The following is an 18,656-nucleotide window of genomic DNA, read 5'->3' as shown; positions in this document are numbered from 1 at the left end:
ACCTGGTTCAGCGGATCTCGGCCGCCTGGGCGAGGCTCTCGTACATCGCCTGCCGCAGCATGTAGGCGCGGCGGCGCGTATCGTCCTGCTTGATCGCCAGCATGGCTTCGCGGCGGCGCTTGTGCGCCTCGTCCTGCCCGCCGCGGATCATCGCCATGTTTTCCTTGGTCTGCATCTGCGTGAAGCTGTGCGTCACTTCGCGGCGCTGCCGGTCGTAAAGCGCGAGGTTCTCCTCTGCCCCCGAACCCGTCTTCTGCCCCTTGAGCACCGGCAGCAGCTTCTCGAACAGGTTGAAGGCATCATGCACGCCCGAATTCATGCCGAAGCCGCCAAGCGGGTTGTTGAGATGCCCGGCATCGCCCGCCAGCAGCACGCGGCCCTCGCGGAAGGATTTCGCCACGCGCTGGTGGACCCGGTAGAGCGTGCGGTGCTCGGTCTTCACCATCTCCCCGTCGCCGACCAGCCTGCCGAAGATCGCGTTCTTCATCGCATCCGAGCGCAGTTCCTCGTCACTGAGCGAACCGTCGGTCGGCACCAGCACGCGCCAGAGCGTGGGCACGCGCAGCAGCACCAGCCATTCGTCCGGGTCGGACACGTAGTTGACCCAGGCCAGGTTGGGGATGTGGTCGCCCAGTTCGAACGCGGTCGAGAGGCAGAGGAAGCGTTCGGGATAAGTGAACCCGTCGAATTCGATGCCCAGCCACTTGCGCACGATGGAATTCGCGCCGTCCGCACCGATCAGGTAATCGCAGCGCATCTGCGCGATGCCGGTCATCGTCTCGACCGCAAGGTTCACGCCGTCCGCGTCCTCCTCGAAGGTCAGCAGGCGCTGGCCGAAGCGGACATCGGCATTGCCCTGCTTCTCAAGCCCCGAGGCAAGCGCACGCGACAGGTGATACTGTTCGCACTGGATGCGGAAAGGGTAGCGGGTCACGTCGTCGATCTCGGCAAGGTCGAAGTCGATCACTTCGCCCGAGTGACGGTCTCGCCAGTGATAGACCGGCGCCTTGAGCCCCTTCTCCAGCAGCATCGGCGTCACCCCGATCTGGTCGAGCATTTCCAGCGTCGGCGGATGGAACGTGGAGGCGCGCAGATCCTGCGCGCAATCGCCGTTCACTTCCAGCACCACCACGTCGATACCCGCCTGCGCCAGCAGCGTCGCCAGAACCGTTCCGACCGGTCCCGCCCCCGCGATCGCCACCTGACACCGTTCAACTGCCGCCATATCGAGCAGACTCCATTTCCTGTTCCGTCCCCCGCTATGGACCGGGCGGTCCGGCGGGACGGGCGAAGTCGCGGAACTATCCGAGGTACGGGGAGGCGCGCCGGTTGGCGGACACTCCGCCCGCCCGCAGCCGGTCCGGGGGGGGCGGGCGGCACGGAGCGGCGCAGGCAGGACAACGAAAAGGGGCGCACCTTGCGATGCGCCCCTCCTCCCTCAACCCGCGATGATGCCCCCGATCAGACGACCGCGCAGACGGTCTTCCATTCAAGGTAGTTTTCCAGCGCCTGCCGCCCGCTGTCCCGGCCCCAGCCGGACTGCTTGACCCCGCCGATGGCAAGAGTGGCGTCATACATGGCGTGGCAGTTGATCCACACCGTGCCCGCCTTGATCGCGCTCGACATGCGGTGGGCGTTCGACAGCCCCTCGGTCCAGACGCTGGCGGCAAGGCCGTATTCGCTGTCGTTGGCGGCGGCGATCACTTCCTCCACATCGTCGAACGCCTGCGCGACCAGCACCGGACCGAACACTTCCTCGCGCACGATCTCCATGCCGGGCTTCACGTCGACGACCACGGTGGGGGTGATGAAGGTGCCCGCCTCGCCGGTGCGTTCGCCGCCCGCCAGCATCGTCGCCCCTTCGGCCCGCGCGCGCTGCAGGAAGCCTTCGACCCGCTCGGCATGGCGCAGCGAGACCACCGGGCCCATCTGCGTATCGGGGGCAAGGCCGTGGCCGAGCTTCAGGCCCTTGGCATATTCCGCCACGCCCTCCACCACCTGGTCATGGACCGAGCGGTGGACGTAGAGCCGCGATCCGGCGATGCAGACCTGCCCGCCGTTGAAGTAGATGGCATTGGCCACGCCAGGGATCGCCAGCGAAAGATCGGCGTCGGGCATGACGATGGAGGGCGACTTGCCGCCCAGCTCCAGCGTCACGCGCTTGAAGTTGGTCTTGGCGGCATCGAGCACCGCGCGGCCGGTGGCGGTGGAGCCGGTGAAGGCGATCTTGTCCACCCCCGGATGGGCGGCCAGCGCCGCGCCGGTCTCTCCGCCAAGCCCGGTGACGACATTGATGACGCCTGCCGGAACACCGGCCTCCACCATCAGTTCGGCAAGCCGCAGCGCGGTGAGCGAGGTATCCTCGGCGGGCTTGAGCACCACCGTGCAGCCCGCCGCCAGCGCGGGCGCCAGCTTCATCGCGGTGAGCACCAGCGGCGAGTTCCACGGCACGATGGCCGCCACCACGCCCACCGGCTCGCGCACGGTCCAGGTCCGCATCTGCTTGCCCTGCGGCTGGTAGTTGATCGAGCTTTCGAGGGTGCTGCCCTCGATCGCCATGGCCTGCCCGGCGAAGAAGCGGAACTGGTTCACCGCGCCGGGGATCTCCGCCCAGCGGCCGACGAACAGCGGCTTGCCCTGGTCGAGCGTTTCCAGTTCGGCAAGGTCGTCGATGTTCGCTTCTATAAGGTCGGCGATCTTCCACAGGATGCGCGCGCGCTCCACCGGCACGGTGGCGCCCCAGCCGGCCAGCGCCGCGCGGGCGGCCGAAACGGCGGCATCGACATCGGCCGCGCCCGCCTTGGCGACTTGTCCCAGCTCGCTGCCGGTGGCCGGATCGAGGGTAGCGAAGGTGGCGCCTTGCGCAGCCGTGCCCCATGCCCCGCCGATAAGCAGGCCCTCACCGCCCGCGCGGCGGGCGAGAAACTCCTTCGTGCCGGGGCGAAGCGTGCTGAAGTCGAGTGGCATGGCTGTCTCCTTTGTTGCGACCTTTCCTAATCTGGTGAACGGCGCGGCGGCCCCCCGCCACCCCAAAAATTCGCTTGGCGGATAACTCTGTCCGAAACCGCAGCGCCCGCCCCCCGGCGCGGTACGCAGACTGCAATGCGGCCTTGCCGTATTGTCATATCAATATACCATTTCATCACCCGGAGTCGTCGGCCGCAATCCGCGCCCGAGATCCGGAACCGAACACTGCCTGAGGGCAAAGCCGGATGGGGAACGCATGACCTATCGTTTGGGCGTGGACGTCGGAGGGACGTTCACCGATCTGCTTCTTTTCAACCAGGACAACGGCGAGTTCTGGCGTCACAAGACGCCATCGACCCCGCACGACAGTTCCGAAGGCATCCTGAACGGTGTCACCGCGGTCTGCGAAAAGGGCGGCATCGCCCCGTCCGACGTGGAATTCTTCCTGCACGGCACCACCGTGGCCACCAATGCGGTGCTTGAAGGCAAGGGCGCGCGCGTCGGCCTCATCACCACGCAGGGCTACCGGCAGGTCATGCAGATCGCCCGTTCCTTCGTGCCGGGCGGCCTGGCCGGCTGGATCGTCTGGCCCAAGCCCGAGCCACTGGCCGCGCTGGAGGACACTTTCGAGATCAGCGGCCGCATGAACGCGCGCGGACAGGAAACCGCCGGAATCGACGAAGGCGAGATCCGCGCCGCGCTCGAAGCGCTCAAGGCTTCCGGCGTCGAGGCGCTGACCGTCGCGCTCGTCAACGCCTATCTCAACGGCGCGCACGAGGCGCGCGTGGCGGAACTGGCGGCAGAGATCATGCCCGAGGTGCCGATCTCGCTCAGCCATCTGGTCCTGCCCGAAATGCAGGAATACGAACGCACGCTCACCACGGTCGCCAATGCGGCGGTGCGTCCGGTCGTCGGCAAGTACGTGCGCAACTTGCGCGCATCGCTGCGCGGCGCCGGCATGGCGGGTTCGCTCTCGCTGCTGCGCTCCGACGGCGGGCTGATGTCTTCCGAAAAGTCGGAGGAACACCCCGTCTCGCTGCTGATGTCGGGTCCGGCAGGCGGCGTGACCGGCGCGATCTGGGTCGGCCGCAATGCCGGCATCAGAAACATCCTCACGCTCGACGTGGGCGGCACCTCGACCGACGTGGCGCTGATCGAGAACCTCGAGGCGCGCCGCCAGCGTACCACCGAAGTCGGCCACCTCTCGGTCCGCGCCTCGGCGCTGGACGTGAAGACGGTGGGCGCGGGCGGCGGCTCGATCGCCTATGTGCCGGAACTGACCAAGGCGCTGCGCGTCGGCCCGCAATCGGCAGGCGCGGTGCCCGGCCCGGTCGCTTACGGCAAGGGCGGCAAGCTGCCCACCGTGACCGACGCCAACGTCGTGCTCGGCTACCTGCCCGAGAACCTCCTCGGCGGCACCTTCAAGCTCGACCGCGAAGGCGCCAAGGCGGCCGTCCAGACCATTGCCGACGCGCTCGGCATCGGCCTGATGGAAGCGGCGCGCGGCATCATCGACATCGTCAACGAGAACATGTTCGGCGCGCTGCGCATGATCTCGGTGCAGCAGGGCTACGACCCGCGCGACTTCGCGGTGATGGGCTTCGGCGGTGCCGGGCCGCTCCACGTCAATGCCGTGTCCAAGCTGATGGGTTCCTGGCCCGCCGTCTCGCCGGTCTCGCCCGGCGTGCTCTGCGCGCTCGGGGATGCCACCACCCGCATGCGCACCGAAACCGCGCGCTCGTTCTCGCAGCGCGTGGCGGACACCAGCGAGGCCGACGTGCTGGCCCTGCTGGAAGAAATGGCCGCGCAGACCCGCGCCGAACTCGCCGCCGAAGGCATTGCCGAGGCGGACATCACCAGCCAGTTCGAACTCGACGTGCGCTATGAAGGCCAGGCCTTCGAAGTGCCGCTTTCGATCGACCCGGAAACGCTGCGCGCCGATGGCCTTGCCGGCGTCACCGCCCGCTTCGATGCCGAGCACCTGCGCCTCTTCACCTTCAACATGGACAGCGCCCATGAACTGGTGAACCTGCGCGCCGTCGCCATGGGCCCTGCCCTCGAACTGCCCTCGCCGCCGCTGGAGCAGGGAGACGGCGATCCCATCCGCGCCAAGATCCGCGACCACGAACTGTGGACCGGCACCGAAATGCAGGCCGCCGTCATCTACGACCGCGCGAAGCTGCGCGCCGGAGACGTGATCCCCGGACCCGCCGTCGTCACCGAGATGGACTCCACCACGCTGATCGAGGCCGACTGCGTCGGCACCGTCGATCACGCCGGCAACATCCTCATCAACCTCGCCTGAGGGGAGCCAAGACCATGCCCGCACGTATCATTCAGGCCAATGAAGCCCCGTTCCAGACGGTTCCCGTCGATCCCGTAACCCTCGACATCATCGAGAACGCCCTGCGCAACGCCCGCATCGAGATGGACGCCACGCTGGTGCGCACCGCGATGTCGCCCGGCATCCGCGAACAGGGAGACGCCTTCCCGCTGATCGCCGACCATCAGGGCAAGATGATCGTCGGCCAGTTCGGTTCCTACATCGGCCCCTTCCTCGAAGGGTTCGACGGCACCGTGGAAGACGGCGACCTGATCTTCCTGTCGGACCCCTACTCGGTCGGCGGCGCGATCAGCCACTGCAACGACTGGCTGGTGCTGCTGCCGGTGTTCAAGGACGGGCGCCTGATCGCCTATACCTCGATGTTCGGCCACCAGAGCGACATCGGCGGCATGGTCCCCGGCTCGATGCCGATCCACGCCACCGAGATTTTCCAGGAAGGCGTGCGCATCCCGCCCGTGAAGATCTGGAAGAAGGGTGAATACAACGAGGATCTCGTCAAGCTGGTCATGCACCAGTCGCGCACGCCGGACTGGTGCAAGGCGGATCTCAACGCGCTGATCGCCTCGTGCCGCGTCGCCGCGCACCGCGTGGTGGAAATGGTGGAACGCTTCGGCGACGACGTGTTCGTCTCCGCCACGGAAATGCTGCTCGAACGCAACCACCGCGCGATGAAGCATCTGATCGAAACCTCCATCGGCGAGGAGAAGGTCACGTTCGAGGACTACATCTGCGATGACGGCATGGGCTACGGTCCCTACCGGATCAAGTGCACGATGTGGCGCGAAAACGGCCGCGTGGTGCTCGATTTCGACGGCACCGACCCGCAGTCCAAGGCCTCGATCAACATGCTGCTGAACGAGAACATGATGCGCATGTTCTTCGGCATCTACATGATCATGATCTTCGATCCGCAGATCCTGTTCAACGATGGCTACTACGACCTGATCGACGTGCGCATCCCGGAAGGCTCGCTGCTCAAGCCGAAATTCCCGGCCGCGCTTTCGGGCCGCACCCACGTTCTGGGCCGCCTGTTCGACATCCTGGGCGGTCTGCTCGGCCAGAAGACGCCGGAATTCCTCAACGCCGCCGGTTTCTCTTCCTCGCCGCACCTGTTCTATGCCGGGCACGACAAGGCCGGTAAGTGGTTCCAGCTGTTCCAGATCGGCTTCGGCGGCATCCCCGGCCGTCCGCTGGGCGACGGGCCGGACGGACACTCGCTGTTCCCCGGCTTCACCAACGTCCCCAACGAGTTCCTCGAACGCTATTTCCCGCTGGAGATCGTCAAGTACGAGACAGTGGCGGATTCGGGCGGCGCGGGCCTCCATCGCGGCGGCAACGGCATCAACATGGTGTACCGCTTCCTCGAGAGCGGCGTGATCGCGATCCATGACGACCGCTGGTTCGTGCCGCCCTGGGGCGTCAACGGCGGCCTTCCGGGCAAGCGTGCGAAGAAGATCCTCACCAAGGCGGACGGCACGCAGATCGTGGTCGGCAACAAGCTGGAGGACTATCCGGTCGAGGCCGGTGACGAGCTGCAGTTCATCACCTGGGGCGGCGGCGGCTGGGGCGATCCGCTCGACCGCGATCCCGCGCTGCTGGCCAAGGAACTGAAGCAGGGCCTCGTCACCGCCGAAGGCGCGAAGGACTACGGCGTGGTGCTGGTGGATGGCGCGGTGGACGAAGCCGCGACGCAGGCCCTGCGCGCCGAAATGCGCAAGGCCCGCGGCGAAATCGGCGTGTTCAACTTCGGCCCGGACATCGAGACGCTGCGCGCCAACTGCCTTGCCGAAACCGGCCTTCCCGCCCCCATCGCGCCGCAGTGGACGCATGTGGCCGCTCCTGCTCTCGCAGAAGCCGCCGAATAAACAGAACACAGGAGAGCACCATCATGGCCAATCCGATTTTCCGCCAGAAGCTGGAGAGCGGCAAGTTCTTCGTCATTCCCGGCATCCAGGACATGATCACCGCGGTGATCGCCAACAAGGTCGGCTTCGATCTCGTCTATGGCACCGGCTACTGGCTTACCGCCTCGGCCTGGGGCCTGCCCGACGCCGGGATCGCCACCTACACCGAGATGAAGAACCGCATGGAAACGCTGGTGCGCACCAGCAATGCGGCGGTCATCGCGGACGGCGATACCGGTTATGGCGGCCTGCTCAACGTCCATCACACCGTGAAGGGCTATGAGGCCGCCGGCGTCACCGCGATCCAGCTCGAGGATCAGGAATTCCCCAAGAAATGCGGCCACACGCCGTTCCGCCGGGTGATCCCGGTGGAAGACATGGTCGAGAAGATCAAGGTGGCGATCGCCGCGCGCGAGAGCGAGGACTTCCTCGTCATCGCCCGCACCGACGCGCGCCAGAGCGAGGGGCTGGACAGCGTGATGCGCCGCCTCGAAGCCTACGACAAGGCGGGCGCCCACGTCCTCTTCCCCGAAGCGCTGGAAAGCGAGGAGGAAATGGCGAAAGCCTGCGCCGCTTTCGACAAGCCGCTGATGGCCAACATGGCGAACGGCGGCTCCACGCCGATCCCGCTCGCCTCGGTGCTGGAGGAGATCGGCTATGGCTATGCGATCTACCCCTCGCTCACCAGCCTGGTCGCCTGCACCGCCATCGAGAAGTCGCTGCGCGATCTCAAGGACCACGGCATCGGCGAGCCCGAGGGCATCTTCAACTTCAAGGAGTTCTGCTCGCTGATCGGCTTCGACGAAGTGTGGGACTTCGAGAAGCAGTGGGCGCCTGCTCCGGCTCCGGCGAAGTAAGCCGATGAAGCGCCGGATCGCCGCCGCCGTCCTCTCCCGCTCCGGGGACCATCCCCGGCCCTATGCCGAGAACGAGCCGCTGGCGGTCCGGCCGCTCGATCTCTCCGATCCGCTGCCCGGCGAAGTGCTGGTGCGGATCGACGCGGCGGGGATCTGCCACTCGGACCTCTCCGTCATCAACGGCGACCGGCCCCGGCCGATGCCGATGGCGCTGGGGCACGAGGCGGCGGGCACCGTGCTCGCACTTGGCGATCCCGATGAACCGGACCTCGCGGTGGGGGACCGCGTGGTACTGGTGTTCCTGCCGAGCTGCGGGCAATGCGCGGCCTGCCTCTCGGGCGAGGGCTACCTCTGCGCGAAAGGCGCCGCCGCCAACGGCAAGGGCGAACTGATGCGCGGCGGCAGCCGCCTCTCCTGCGAGGACGGCGTCGTCCACCACCATCTCGGCGTCTCGGCCTTCGCGACGCAGGCGGTGGTGGACCGGCGCTCGCTGGTGAAGATCGACGCCGATATCCCGCCCGAGACCGCCGCACTGTTCGGCTGCGCGGTGCTCACCGGGGTCGGCGCGGTGATGAACACGGCCAAAGTCCAGCCGGGCGAAAGCGTGACCGTGATCGGGCTGGGCGGCGTCGGGCTTTCCGCGCTGCTCGGCGCGCTGGCGGCGGGCGCGCAGCCGGTCCATGCGGTGGACCCGTCCCCTGCCAAACGCGCGCTGGCGCTGGAACTGGGCGCGGCCAGCGCTTCCGCCCCCGGAGAGGACGATGCGGCCATGGGCAGCGACGTGGTGGTGGAAACGGTCGGCAAGGCCGCCGTACTGGCCCATGCCTATCGCTCTGCCCGGCGCGGCGGCCGGATCGTGACGGTGGGCCTGCCCAACCCGTCGGAGGATCTGGCCATCAACGCACTGTCGCTGGTGGCGGACGCCAAGACGCTGATGGGCAGCTACATGGGCTCCTCGATCCCCGCGCGCGACATTCCGCGCTACATCAAGCTCTGGCGCGCGGGACGGCTGCCGGTGGAGAAGCTGCTGACCTCGGTCGGCCCGCTGGAGGAGATCAACGAGGCCATGGACAAGCTCGCCTCGGGCGAGGCGATCCGCCAGGTGATCGTGCCCGGCTGGTAAGCAGCGAATCGTTACCGCATGGGGGCGCCGGCCTTTGCGATCAGGCCCTCCCGCTGGCCCGGCGCGAAATTAATTTTCGTTCCGATCAAGAAAAAGGGCGCTGGCGGAAAACTATGAACCCGTTTTGGTTCCGCCTGTCGGCATATCTATCCGACAGGCGGATATCGTCTTGATTATTTCGAGCAAACGTCATTCCCTTGTCACTCTTCCGATAACACAAAAAACGGACGGGGTCTGACGATGGAAAAAGGGGTTCCAATTCGCTCTATCACGCGGTCAATCGCGGCGCTGAAGGCGATCAACCGCCACGGCTCGCTCTCCATGATGGAGATCGCCAAGGCATCCGAGGTGCCCTATCCCACCGCCTGCCGCATCGTCCAGACCTTGCTCTATGAAGGCCTGATCGAACAGGAACCCTCGCGCAAGCGCTACCGCGCCACGGCCATGGTGCAGACACTGGCAACCGGCTTCCAGCATGACGACGAACTGGTCCGTCTTGCCCGGCCGCACATCGTGGGCCTGACCAAGCGGCTCGGCTGGCCGGTCTCCATCGCCATCCGCGTGGGCCGCGAGATGATGCTGCGCGACAGCACCCATTCGAACTCCTCGCTGACGTTCGAACACTATTACCCCGGCTTTACCCTGCCGATCCTCGACAGCGCCTCGGGCAAGGTGTCGATGGCTTATGCGCCTGATGACGAGCGCGAGATGATCCTGCGCTTCATGCGCGTCTCGCAGGACATCGACCTCAATTACCTCGCCACCGCCGAAGTCAGCCTCGATGTCGATCGCATCCGCGCCGAAGGCTACGCCGTGCAGGGCCGCAACCACTTCAACCTCACGCCGGGCAAGACCTCGTCGGTCTCGGTGCCGATCTTCCGCAACGGCCACTTCGAGGCGGCGATGACCATGGTGTTCTTCGTGGCCGCCATGCGCCTGTCGCAGGCGCTGGAACTCTATTTAGACGATCTCAAGTCGACGGCGGCGGCGATCAGCCACGATCTGTCGAACCCCGTGCCGATGGGAAATGCCTGAAGCCCGGGATAAAAAAAGGGAGGTCCCGATGGGCCTCCCTTTCCTGTTTCCCGATGTAGCGCCCGTTCAGAGCCGCGCGGTTACCGCCTTGGTTTCCAGGTAACCGTCGAGCCCTTCCTTGCCGAACTCCCGGCCCCAGCCGGACTGGCCGTAGCCGCCGAACGGAATGTTCGTCCCCACCGCGCCGTGGCAGTTGATGGAGACATGGCCCGACCGGATACGCTTCACCAGCCGGTGCGCGGTGGACAGGTCCTTCGTCCAGACCGAGCCGGAAAGCCCGTAAGGCGTGTCGTTGGCCAGTGCCGCCAGCTCGTCGAGGTCGGTGGTTTCCACTTTCATCACCGCCATCACCGGGCCGAAGATCTCCTCCTTCACCAGCGCCATGTCCGGGCGGCAGTCCGTATAGATCGTCGGGCGGACGAAGTTGCCGGGGCGGTCCAGCTTCCCGCCGCCCGTCACCAGCCTGGCCCCGGCCGCCTCGGCCCCCTCGATATAGCCCATGACCTTGGCGCAATGGGCGTCGGAGATCATCGGCCCCTGAATCGTCGCAGGGTCCAGCCCGTGACCCAGCGTCATCGATTCCGCGAAAGCCTTGAGCCCCGCCACCAGTTCGTCATGCACATCGGCATGGGCGAAGATGCGCGTTCCAGCCATGCAGTTCTGGCCCTGCAGGAAGAACGTGGCCATCGCCGTGCCCGGCACCGCCAGCGCAAGGTCGGCATCCGGCATGATCATGACCGGGCTCTTGCCGCCCAGTTCGAGGCTTACCTTCTTGAGATTGCCCAGCGCCGCCGAAACGATCTTGCGCCCGGTTGCGGTGGAGCCAGTGAACGAGACCTTGTCGATCCCCGGATGCGCCGCGATCGCCGCCCCGGCATCACCGCCAAGACCGTTGACGATATTGACCACGCCCGCCGGGAAGCCCGCATCGAGCACCATCTGGCCGAGCGCCAATACCGAAAGCGGCGTCTCTTCCGAAGGCTTGACCACGACCGTGCAGCCCGCCGCCAGCGCCGGGGCCAGCTTGAGGATCGCGGTGGAGAGCGGCACGTTCCACGGCACGATCTGGCCAACCACGCCCACAGGCTCGCGCAGGGTATACGTCAGCGCCTCGGTCTCGGCCGCGATATGGCGCGGCGGGGCAGTGGTGGTGCCCTCGATCCGCATCACCGCGCCGGCATAATAGTCGATCATCTCGACGCAGTTGGCGGTGGTGAGCCCGGCGATGAAACCGGGCATGCCGTTGTCGAGAATATCGAGCTGGCTGAGCAGCGTGGCGTTCTGCTCCATGATCCGGGCCAGCCGGTGCATCAGCGCGGTACGCTCCGCCACGGTCATGCGCGACCACGGCCCGTCGAAGGCGCGCCGCGCGGCGGCAACCGCAAGGTCCACTTCCGCCGCGCCGCCGGTCTGCACGCGGGTCAGTTCGAGGCCGGTCGCCGGATCGCGGCTGGCCAGTTCCCCGCTGCCTTCCACCCATTCGCCGCCGATCAGCAGCTTGTGGGTCTGGCCGAGAAACGCCTCGGTTTCAGGCGCGATCTTATGGCCATCAAAGGGAACGGGGGCAAAGGGAACCGCGCTCATACCGGTACTGTCCTGCAATCGTAGTTGAACAGGCCCAGCGATTCCTCGTCCTTGGTGCCTTCAAGGCCGAAGAAGTCGGTGTTCTGGCCCTGCATCCGGTCGGCGTTGGCGTTGCTTTCCGCCTGGATGAAAGTCGCGCGTTCGTGGCGCGCGGCCTCGTAGCGACGAAGACCCTCGCCGATGGTGGCCGATGCCGCCAGCGCGCGGGCAAGGACCACGCCGTCCTCGATCCCGCAGGCCGCGCCGTGGCCAAGAAACGGCGTCATGGCATGGGCGGCATCGCCGATCAGGGTCACGTTGTCGTCGATGATCCAGCCCGGCAGCGCGGTGCGGGCGTTGATCGCCCACTTGTACATCGGCTGCTCGCAGGCCGCGGCGATCAGCTTCTGCGCATCGGTGCACCAGCCTTCGTAGACCTTGCGGACCTCCCCGGGATCGACCGGAGTGGTCCAGCCCTCTTCGTTCCAGCCGTCCTGCCGCGAGAAGAACACCAGGTTCATCGCCGTGGACCCGCGAATGTTGTAGCGCGTGATCATCGCGCCGGGGCCGATGATGATGCCGGGGAAGTCCGAAAGTTCCTGCAATTCCGGCGTCACCGGCACCAGGCAGCGCCAGGCGACATGGCCTGTGAAGTGCGGCGGCGTGGTCTCGAACCGTTCGCGGATCACCGACTTCACACCGTCCGCGCCGACGATCAGGTCGCCGGTCACGATCGAACCGTCCACCAGCGTCACCGTATTGCCTTCGCTGGAGACCACGCCCGCGCTGGTGCGCAGATCGACGCCCGCCCGCCGCGCCGCGCCCAGCAGGACTTCGTGCAGGTCGGCGCGGTGGATGGTGACGTAAGGCGCGCCGTACTTGTCGCGCTGGTCAGATCGGTCCTTGGCGACGATGGTGCGGCCGTCCTGCCAGTGCTGGATGCGCTGGCGGCTGGGCTCCACGCCCGCGCTCGCCGCTTCCTCGCAGACGCCGATGAAGTCGAGGCCCTTCATGGCGTTCGGGGAGAGCGTGACGCCCGCCCCGATCTCGCCGAATTCACGCGCGCTTTCCAGCAGCGTGACCTTGAAGCCTTCCTGCGCAAGAGCGGCGGCGGCGGTCATGCCCGCGATGCCGCCGCCGACAATGACGATGCTTTCGGCGCGCGCCATCGTCAGGCCGCCGATCCGCCGGTCAACTGACCGGGAATGTGGCTCTCATGGTTCTGGAGATACCATTCGGCGATCTCTTCGCGGGTGGCCCACCAGACACCGGGGAGCGACTTGGCGTGTTCGATGAACTCCCGCAGCGCGCGCACGCGATGGGCACGGCCGGAGACGTGCGGATGCAGGCCGACGTTCATGATCCGGCCGGTCTTGCCGCCTTCTTCATAAAGCACATCAAGTTCCTCGATCAGCGCATCGCGGAACTGGTCGGTGGTGAAGTTCTTTCGAGTAATGAAAGTGAAATCGTTGATTTCATTGGAATATGGCACCGAAACAATCTGGCCGTTGGGCGTGCGCAGCAGGAACGGCTGATCATCGTTCATGATGTCGCAGTAGAAGGTGCAGCCCTGCTCGGCGAGGATATCGGCGGTCTGCATCGTGCCGCGCAGGCTGGAGGAGAGCCAGCCCTTGGACTTGCGGCCGGTGTACTTCTCGAACTGCTCAAGGCTGCGCAGGACGATGTCGCGCTCCTTTTCCGGCTGGTGTGCGAAGTTGGTCAGCAGTTCGCCCTGTTCCCAGTTGTGGGTCAGCAGTTCCCAGCCGCGTTCGAGCACCGCGTCGGTCATCGCCTTGCGGCGTTCGAAAGTCACGGCATTGGTGGTGCAGCTGGCCGGAACGCCCAGTTCGTCGAACAGGTCGAACAGGCGCCAGATGCCCACGCGCTGGCCATATTCGCGCCAGGTGAAGTTCGGGAAATCGGGCGTGTTGCCCGGCAGCACGTCAGGCAGGATGGCCGGGCCGCCCGCGTAATAGGGCTTGTCGGTATCCTTGGTGAGGTCCCAGGTTTCGAGATTGAACGTCAGGATCAGGGCAACCCGCGCGCCGTTCGGCCACTTGAGGGGCTGGCGCTGCGGAAGGGGAACGTAATCGTATTCCATGGGACAATTCTCGCTTGCGACGTGTTGTTGGACCCGAACCATATTCCGGGCACCCTTCCCCACCCCCGCACCGCAACTCTCCGCCTTGCGAACAGCGGCTTGGCCTGTCAGCGGGCGCGGGGGCGGCACTTCATGGCATTCACATGCCGAGGACTTCAAGAGCGACGCGCTCGGACGATTCCAGAGCGCCTTCGAGGCCGCGCGCACCCGTGGCGGTATGCTCGCCGCAGAAGAACAGGCTGCCCGCGGGTTTGGCGATCTCGTCCATCCAGGCGACCTGCCCGGGCGCGATGTACGAGAAGTCTCCGAGGTTGAACTTTTCCTGCGACCAGCTGAAGTAGGAATGCGCGGCCAGCTTGCCTTTCGCCGCCGGACGCAGGGCCTCGATCCGGGCGACGACCATGGCCTTTACCGCCTCGGCCCCCATCCGGTCCCAGTAGTTCGCAAGGTTGGCGCGGGCCTGGACGATGAAGCCGGTGATCTGCTGCGGATCGTCGCCGTAGCGCTGCGGGATGACGTTGCCGAGCACGCCGTCCGTCCACATGCCGGGCGAGAGGCCGTCCTGTTCCCAGAACGGGGCCTCGGCCGTGACGAAGACCATCGAGATCGGCTGATATCCAAGCTGCGCCACCGCCTGCGCCTGCACGCCCGAAAGGCCGGGCTCGATCCGCACGTTGCGCAGGGCGGAGAACGGCAGCGAGCAGATCACCCTGGGGGCGGAGAAGGTCGCACCGTCAGCGCAGTGTACCGTGGCGCGGCCGCCGTCCTGCGTGATCGCCACGATCTCGCGGCCAAGCAGGACGTCGCCCTTCATCTGCTTCGCCAGCGCCATCGGCATGAGCAGGTTGCCGCCCTTCACCGCGAAGGATTTGGGCCCCGCCGCGATCTGCGCCTTCACGAAGCCGTCGTTGTACTCGCTGAGCAGGGCGGAAACGTCATAGGCGTTCATGCCGTAATAGGGCGCGATATCGTAGGAGAGGTGGATCGCCTGGTCGGACAGCCCCTGCTGGCGCAGGAAATCGTGCAGCGAGATATCGAGCTTCGCATTGACCGGGTCGTGCCACGAATTCCAGTCCTCCAGCCGCGTCTTCTGGGCGACCAGCATCGGCACCAGCTCTGCCGGCAGCACCGATTTCAACGCATCGGGGAAGGGGTTGCCCGGAAACTTCGCCCATTCCTCGCGGGTGAGCGGCTGGTCGCCGATATAGAGCAGGCTGGGCGGACCGATGCGGTAGCGCGCGCCCACTTCCTGCATCTCCACACCCGCACGCTGGGCGATATCGAGGCCGCGGCCATAGCCTTCGCCCATCGAATTGAAGCCCATTTCGGGATAGCCGGGCTGGTCCAGCAGGGTCATGATCCGCCCGCCCACGCGGCTGCGCCCCTCGATCACGGTGACCTTGAGCCCCTGCTCCTCCAGCAGCCAGGCCGCCTGAAGCCCGGAAATGCCTGCGCCCAGCACCAGCACGTCCGGCTCTCCCGAACGCGCGGCGCCCTTGCCAGCGCCCTTCGCCGGCGCCGCGCGGGCGGAGGCGACGGCGGGCAGGCCCGATGCCAGCGCTCCCATGCCGAACGCCGCCGCGCCGAGCGTGAACTTGCGCCTGTCCATCACCATGCCTGCCTGCTCCTTTGGCTCGCCGGTCCACATCGGGGAGATATCGTCCCGATGGCCTGCCGCGAACGGTTCTAGAGCCATCGACGGTACAGACGGCAGCCCGTGTTCGAAGCCGCGCTGCATGGATGCCCATCAGGCGGATAAACGGGCGGCGATTTCGGTTGAAACCCCCTGCCCGAATGCGCGAATGACGCTTGACTCTATTTGTCTGACAAATTATTTATCCGATAAATAAGAACCGAAGCTGGGAGGGGAATTATGAAATCCGCAATCCGGCGCCGCATGGGCGGTGCCAGCTTTCTCGCCATCGCACTCGTTGCCACGCCCGCCGTCGCCCAGACGGCCGGGACCGAAGGCAATACGACGGACGAGGAAATCGTCGTCACCGGCCTGCGCGCCTCGCTGCGCGATGCGCTGAACGCCAAGCGCGCGGCCTCGGTCGTTACCGAGACGATCAGTTCCAAGGACATCGGCGCGCTGCCGGACGTCACCATCGCCGATTCGCTGCAGCGCCTGCCCGGCGTCACCGCCACGCGCGATCGCGGCAACGCCAGCCAGGCGGCCGTGCGCGGCCTTGGCCCGCGCCTCGTGCTCGGCCTCATCAACGGCCGCGAAGTCGCCTCGTCCGAGCCGGATCGCAATGTCCGCTGGGAAATCTATCCCTCGGAAATCGTCTCGGGCGTGACCGTCTACAAGTCGCAGTCGGCCGACATCATCTCGGGCGGCGTCGCGGCCACGATCGACATCCGTACCGTGCGCCCGCTGGACTACCAGGGCCCCGCGCTCACGGCGCGCGCCGGCGCGCTCTACAATGACAGCGGCAAGGACATTCCCGGCTATTCCGGCTGGGGTTCGCGCGGCAGCGCGCAGTATGTCGGCAAGATCACCGACAATCTCGCCGTCGTCGTCGGCGGCACCTTCCAGCGCCAGAAGAACGGCTACAACTCGTTCCAGGGCTGGGGCTACAACACTTACGACATCAATGGCGAAGACGCCCCCACGCTGAACGGCCAGCCGGTCAACGCACCCTGGGGCGCGCAGACCGAGATCAAGGCGCTCAAGGAAACCCGCTGGTCCACCACCGGCGCGATCCAGTGGCAGCCCACCGCGAACTGGGACATCAACCTCGATGTCCTCTACTCGAAGGTGAAGATCGACGAGCACCAGTCGCAGCAGTGGTACGGCCGCCAGAACGGCTGGGGCGACTGGGGCGGCGAGATCGGCGCCCCCGGCGATATCTACCAGGACGGCAGCTACACGCTGTCGGGCAACACGATCACCGGCGCCACGCTGAACAACTATTCCTCCGTCACCAATGTCCTTGCCCGTTACCAGGAGGACAAGGACCTGTTCGTGACCGGCTTCAACGCCAAGTACGACGACGGCGACTGGACGGCCAAGTTCGACGGCTCCTACTCGCGCGCGCGCCGCGACAATTCGTGGGGCGCGATCGCCACCGAACTCTATCCGGCGAGCACGACCTTCTCGACCGGGCGCGGCTCGGTGCCCAGCGTCTCCGTCAGTTCCAACCCGGGTGACGTCAACAACCAGGTCATCCCGAGCTACTACGCCGGCCAGTACGACGGCCCGCAGCGCCTCAAGGACGACCTCGGCGCCGCGCAGGTGGACGTCTATCGCCACATCCACGACGGCTTCTTCACCGGCTTCGGCGGGGGTCTTCGCTACTCCAACCGCGTGAAGAGCTACGACGCCTATACCGCCACGGTGAACACGAAGACGCTCGGCAACCTGACGATCGATCCTTCGTACCTGACCGAATTCTCGGTGGGCACCTTCAACGTGCCCAACCTGGTCTGGGGCAATTACGAAACGCTCGCGGCCGAATACCTCGCAATCGGCACGCCCGAGCGCGACAAGTCGAAGTACTGGCGGGTCAAGGAGGATAACTTCGAAGGCTACGTGATGTCGGACTTCGCGGGCAACGGCTTCACCGGCAACCTCGGCGTCCGCTTCGTCAACGTCTCGACCCATTCGAACGCCTTCTCGGGCCGGACCTACTGGGACAACGATCTCCAGCAGAACGTCACCGTGTTCGATCCCGTGCGCGAGAACGACAAGTACTTCCGCGTCCTGCCCAGCCTCAACCTCAACTTCGAGCTGACCGACAGCCTGAAGCTGCGCGCCGGCGCCGCCCGCGTCCTGTCCCGCCCGCCGCTCGACGAGCTGCGCGCCAGCATGGCGCTGAGCAACTACCCGCCGACCAACACCGGATCGGGCGGCAACCCGCACCTCAAGCCGTTCATGGCGACCCAGGGCGACCTCTCGCTGGAATGGTACTTCCACAAGGACGCGCTCGTCGCGGTGGCGGGCTATTACAAGGACGTCAGCAGCAACGTCGGCTACACGCAGACGCAGGAAACGATCGGCGGCGACACCTACCAGATCACCTCGCCGCGCAACGGCAAGGGCGGCTACATCGCCGGTGTCGAGGCGACCTTGCAGACGCCGTTCTACTTCATCCCCGGACTCGACAAGTTCGGCCTCTACGCGAACGCCAGCTTCGTGGATTCCAACGTGAAGGAACTGGCCCCGGTCAGCAATCCGTTCCCGGGCGTGGGCCTCACCAAGTTCACCGGCGAAATCGACCTGTGGTATTCCGACCATGGCATCGATGCCCGCGTGGCGCTCAAGCATCACAGCCCGTTCACCGTGATCTACGGCTGGGACGCCTCGCAGCTCACCCGCCTCGAATCCGAGACGACGCTGGGCGCCAGCGTGTCCTACGCCGTGACCAAGAACTTCTCGGTGCGCCTCCAGGCCAACAACCTGACCAACCAGGTCGCCCGCTTCTACTGGAACAACGATCCCGACCAGATCGCCCGTTACGAGAAGTACGGCCGCAGCTACCTGATGGACGTGACCTTCAAATATTGATCTCCCAACCGGCCCCGTGCGCAAGCGGGGCCGTCATTCCGGCCCTCCATGAGGGCAGGAAACACGAAAAGGGGCGCCATCTCCTCCCGGCGCCCCTTTTTTGTGCGCGCCCGCGGCGCGAAACGCCGCCCGCCAGCGCCATCGCCGCCAGCGATTCGCGCGCGGCGCGGAAGAAAATACAATTTTTTCAGGGTATCCCGCACAAGCCGGCGCGGGAAAATGCATCCTCTGCAACCCGCCGGAAGCCCGGAA

12 protein-coding genes are annotated in these 18,656 nt (G+C 66.1%); 6 read left to right on the top strand and 6 right to left on the bottom strand.

From position 1 onward, the window contains the following. Nucleotides 1-7: 7 nt before the first annotated feature. Both U9J33_RS17725 and U9J33_RS17720 read right to left on the bottom strand, forming a co-directional pair. Nucleotides 8-1,225, bottom strand: coding sequence for an FAD-dependent oxidoreductase (locus tag U9J33_RS17725; RefSeq protein WP_054441880.1), 1,218 nt, complete (start codon nt 1,223-1,225; stop codon nt 8-10). 236 nt (nt 1,226-1,461) lie between these two features. Beyond that, on the bottom strand, nt 1,462-2,967 hold the full coding sequence (locus tag U9J33_RS17720; protein ID WP_324699565.1) for an aldehyde dehydrogenase family protein: 1,506 nt from the start codon (nt 2,965-2,967) through the stop codon (nt 1,462-1,464). A 256-nt stretch (nt 2,968-3,223) separates the two neighbouring features. On the opposite strand from U9J33_RS17720, the gene U9J33_RS17715 reads away from it, so the two are divergent. The 5 genes from U9J33_RS17715 to U9J33_RS17695 all read left to right on the top strand — a co-directional run bounded on the left by U9J33_RS17715 (nt 3,224) and on the right by U9J33_RS17695 (nt 10,230). Next, complete coding sequence (locus U9J33_RS17715; RefSeq protein ID WP_132468861.1) at nt 3,224-5,272, top strand: hydantoinase/oxoprolinase family protein; 2,049 nt, start codon at nt 3,224-3,226, stop codon at nt 5,270-5,272. 14 nt (nt 5,273-5,286) lie between these two features. Next, nucleotides 5,287-7,176: a hydantoinase B/oxoprolinase family protein gene (locus U9J33_RS17710; RefSeq protein WP_324699562.1), complete on the top strand. Its 1,890-nt coding sequence runs from the start codon at nt 5,287-5,289 to the stop codon at nt 7,174-7,176. Nucleotides 7,177-7,199: 23 nt separating this feature from the next. Next, entirely contained in the window at nt 7,200-8,072 is an 873-nt protein-coding gene (locus U9J33_RS17705; protein WP_324699561.1) for an isocitrate lyase/PEP mutase family protein, read from the top strand. Between the two features lie 4 nt (nt 8,073-8,076). Further along, the gene (locus tag U9J33_RS17700; RefSeq protein ID WP_054441877.1) at nt 8,077-9,195 is read left to right on the top strand and encodes an alcohol dehydrogenase catalytic domain-containing protein; all 1,119 of its coding nucleotides are present in this window, start codon (nt 8,077-8,079) and stop codon (nt 9,193-9,195) included. A gap of 240 nt (nt 9,196-9,435) precedes the next feature. Then, complete coding sequence (locus U9J33_RS17695) at nt 9,436-10,230, top strand: IclR family transcriptional regulator (RefSeq protein ID WP_054441876.1); 795 nt, start codon at nt 9,436-9,438, stop codon at nt 10,228-10,230. Nucleotides 10,231-10,296: 66 nt separating this feature from the next. Here the strand turns inward: U9J33_RS17695 and U9J33_RS17690 are convergent, their stop codons facing one another. The 4 genes from U9J33_RS17690 to U9J33_RS17675 all read right to left on the bottom strand — a co-directional run bounded on the left by U9J33_RS17690 (nt 10,297) and on the right by U9J33_RS17675 (nt 15,590). Then, nucleotides 10,297-11,814 (bottom strand): aldehyde dehydrogenase family protein, encoded by a 1,518-nt coding sequence (locus tag U9J33_RS17690; RefSeq protein WP_324699558.1) that lies wholly within the window; start codon nt 11,812-11,814, stop codon nt 10,297-10,299. Further along, nucleotides 11,811-12,962 (bottom strand): FAD-dependent oxidoreductase, encoded by a 1,152-nt coding sequence (locus U9J33_RS17685; RefSeq protein ID WP_324699556.1) that lies wholly within the window; start codon nt 12,960-12,962, stop codon nt 11,811-11,813. Before U9J33_RS17685 ends, U9J33_RS17690 begins: the two co-directional genes overlap by 4 nt. Before the next feature lie 2 nt (nt 12,963-12,964). After that, nucleotides 12,965-13,894, bottom strand: a complete 930-nt coding sequence (locus U9J33_RS17680; protein ID WP_324699555.1) for a polysaccharide deacetylase — start codon at nt 13,892-13,894, stop codon at nt 12,965-12,967. A 139-nt stretch (nt 13,895-14,033) separates the two neighbouring features. Further along, nucleotides 14,034-15,590, bottom strand: coding sequence for a flavin monoamine oxidase family protein (locus tag U9J33_RS17675; protein WP_292635854.1), 1,557 nt, complete (start codon nt 15,588-15,590; stop codon nt 14,034-14,036). Nucleotides 15,591-15,767: 177 nt separating this feature from the next. Here U9J33_RS17675 and U9J33_RS17670 point away from each other — a divergent pair, with 177 nt between their 5' ends. Further along, nucleotides 15,768-18,404: a TonB-dependent receptor gene (locus tag U9J33_RS17670; protein ID WP_221937301.1), complete on the top strand. Its 2,637-nt coding sequence runs from the start codon at nt 15,768-15,770 to the stop codon at nt 18,402-18,404. Nucleotides 18,405-18,656 lie beyond the last annotated feature (252 nt).

The organism is Novosphingobium sp. RL4 (assembly GCF_035658495.1).
In the GTDB taxonomy this organism is placed as follows: Bacteria; Pseudomonadota; Alphaproteobacteria; order Sphingomonadales; family Sphingomonadaceae; genus Novosphingobium.
The sequence above is the reverse complement of the archived record's forward strand: the minus strand, read 5'-3'. Positions and strand labels throughout refer to the sequence as shown.

Coding starts and splice junctions, on each gene's coding strand:
- U9J33_RS17725 (WP_054441880.1), bottom strand. CDS start 1,225: ATGGCGGCAGTTGAACGGTGTCAGGTGGCGATCGCGGGGGCGGGACCG.
- U9J33_RS17720 (WP_324699565.1), bottom strand. CDS start 2,967: ATGCCACTCGACTTCAGCACGCTTCGCCCCGGCACGAAGGAGTTTCTC.
- U9J33_RS17715 (WP_132468861.1), top strand. CDS start 3,224: ATGACCTATCGTTTGGGCGTGGACGTCGGAGGGACGTTCACCGATCTG.
- U9J33_RS17710 (WP_324699562.1), top strand. CDS start 5,287: ATGCCCGCACGTATCATTCAGGCCAATGAAGCCCCGTTCCAGACGGTT.
- U9J33_RS17705 (WP_324699561.1), top strand. CDS start 7,200: ATGGCCAATCCGATTTTCCGCCAGAAGCTGGAGAGCGGCAAGTTCTTC.
- U9J33_RS17700 (WP_054441877.1), top strand. CDS start 8,077: ATGAAGCGCCGGATCGCCGCCGCCGTCCTCTCCCGCTCCGGGGACCAT.
- U9J33_RS17695 (WP_054441876.1), top strand. CDS start 9,436: ATGGAAAAAGGGGTTCCAATTCGCTCTATCACGCGGTCAATCGCGGCG.
- U9J33_RS17690 (WP_324699558.1), bottom strand. CDS start 11,814: ATGAGCGCGGTTCCCTTTGCCCCCGTTCCCTTTGATGGCCATAAGATC.
- U9J33_RS17685 (WP_324699556.1), bottom strand. CDS start 12,962: ATGGCGCGCGCCGAAAGCATCGTCATTGTCGGCGGCGGCATCGCGGGC.
- U9J33_RS17680 (WP_324699555.1), bottom strand. CDS start 13,894: ATGGAATACGATTACGTTCCCCTTCCGCAGCGCCAGCCCCTCAAGTGG.
- U9J33_RS17675 (WP_292635854.1), bottom strand. CDS start 15,590: ATGGCTCTAGAACCGTTCGCGGCAGGCCATCGGGACGATATCTCCCCG.
- U9J33_RS17670 (WP_221937301.1), top strand. CDS start 15,768: ATGAAATCCGCAATCCGGCGCCGCATGGGCGGTGCCAGCTTTCTCGCC.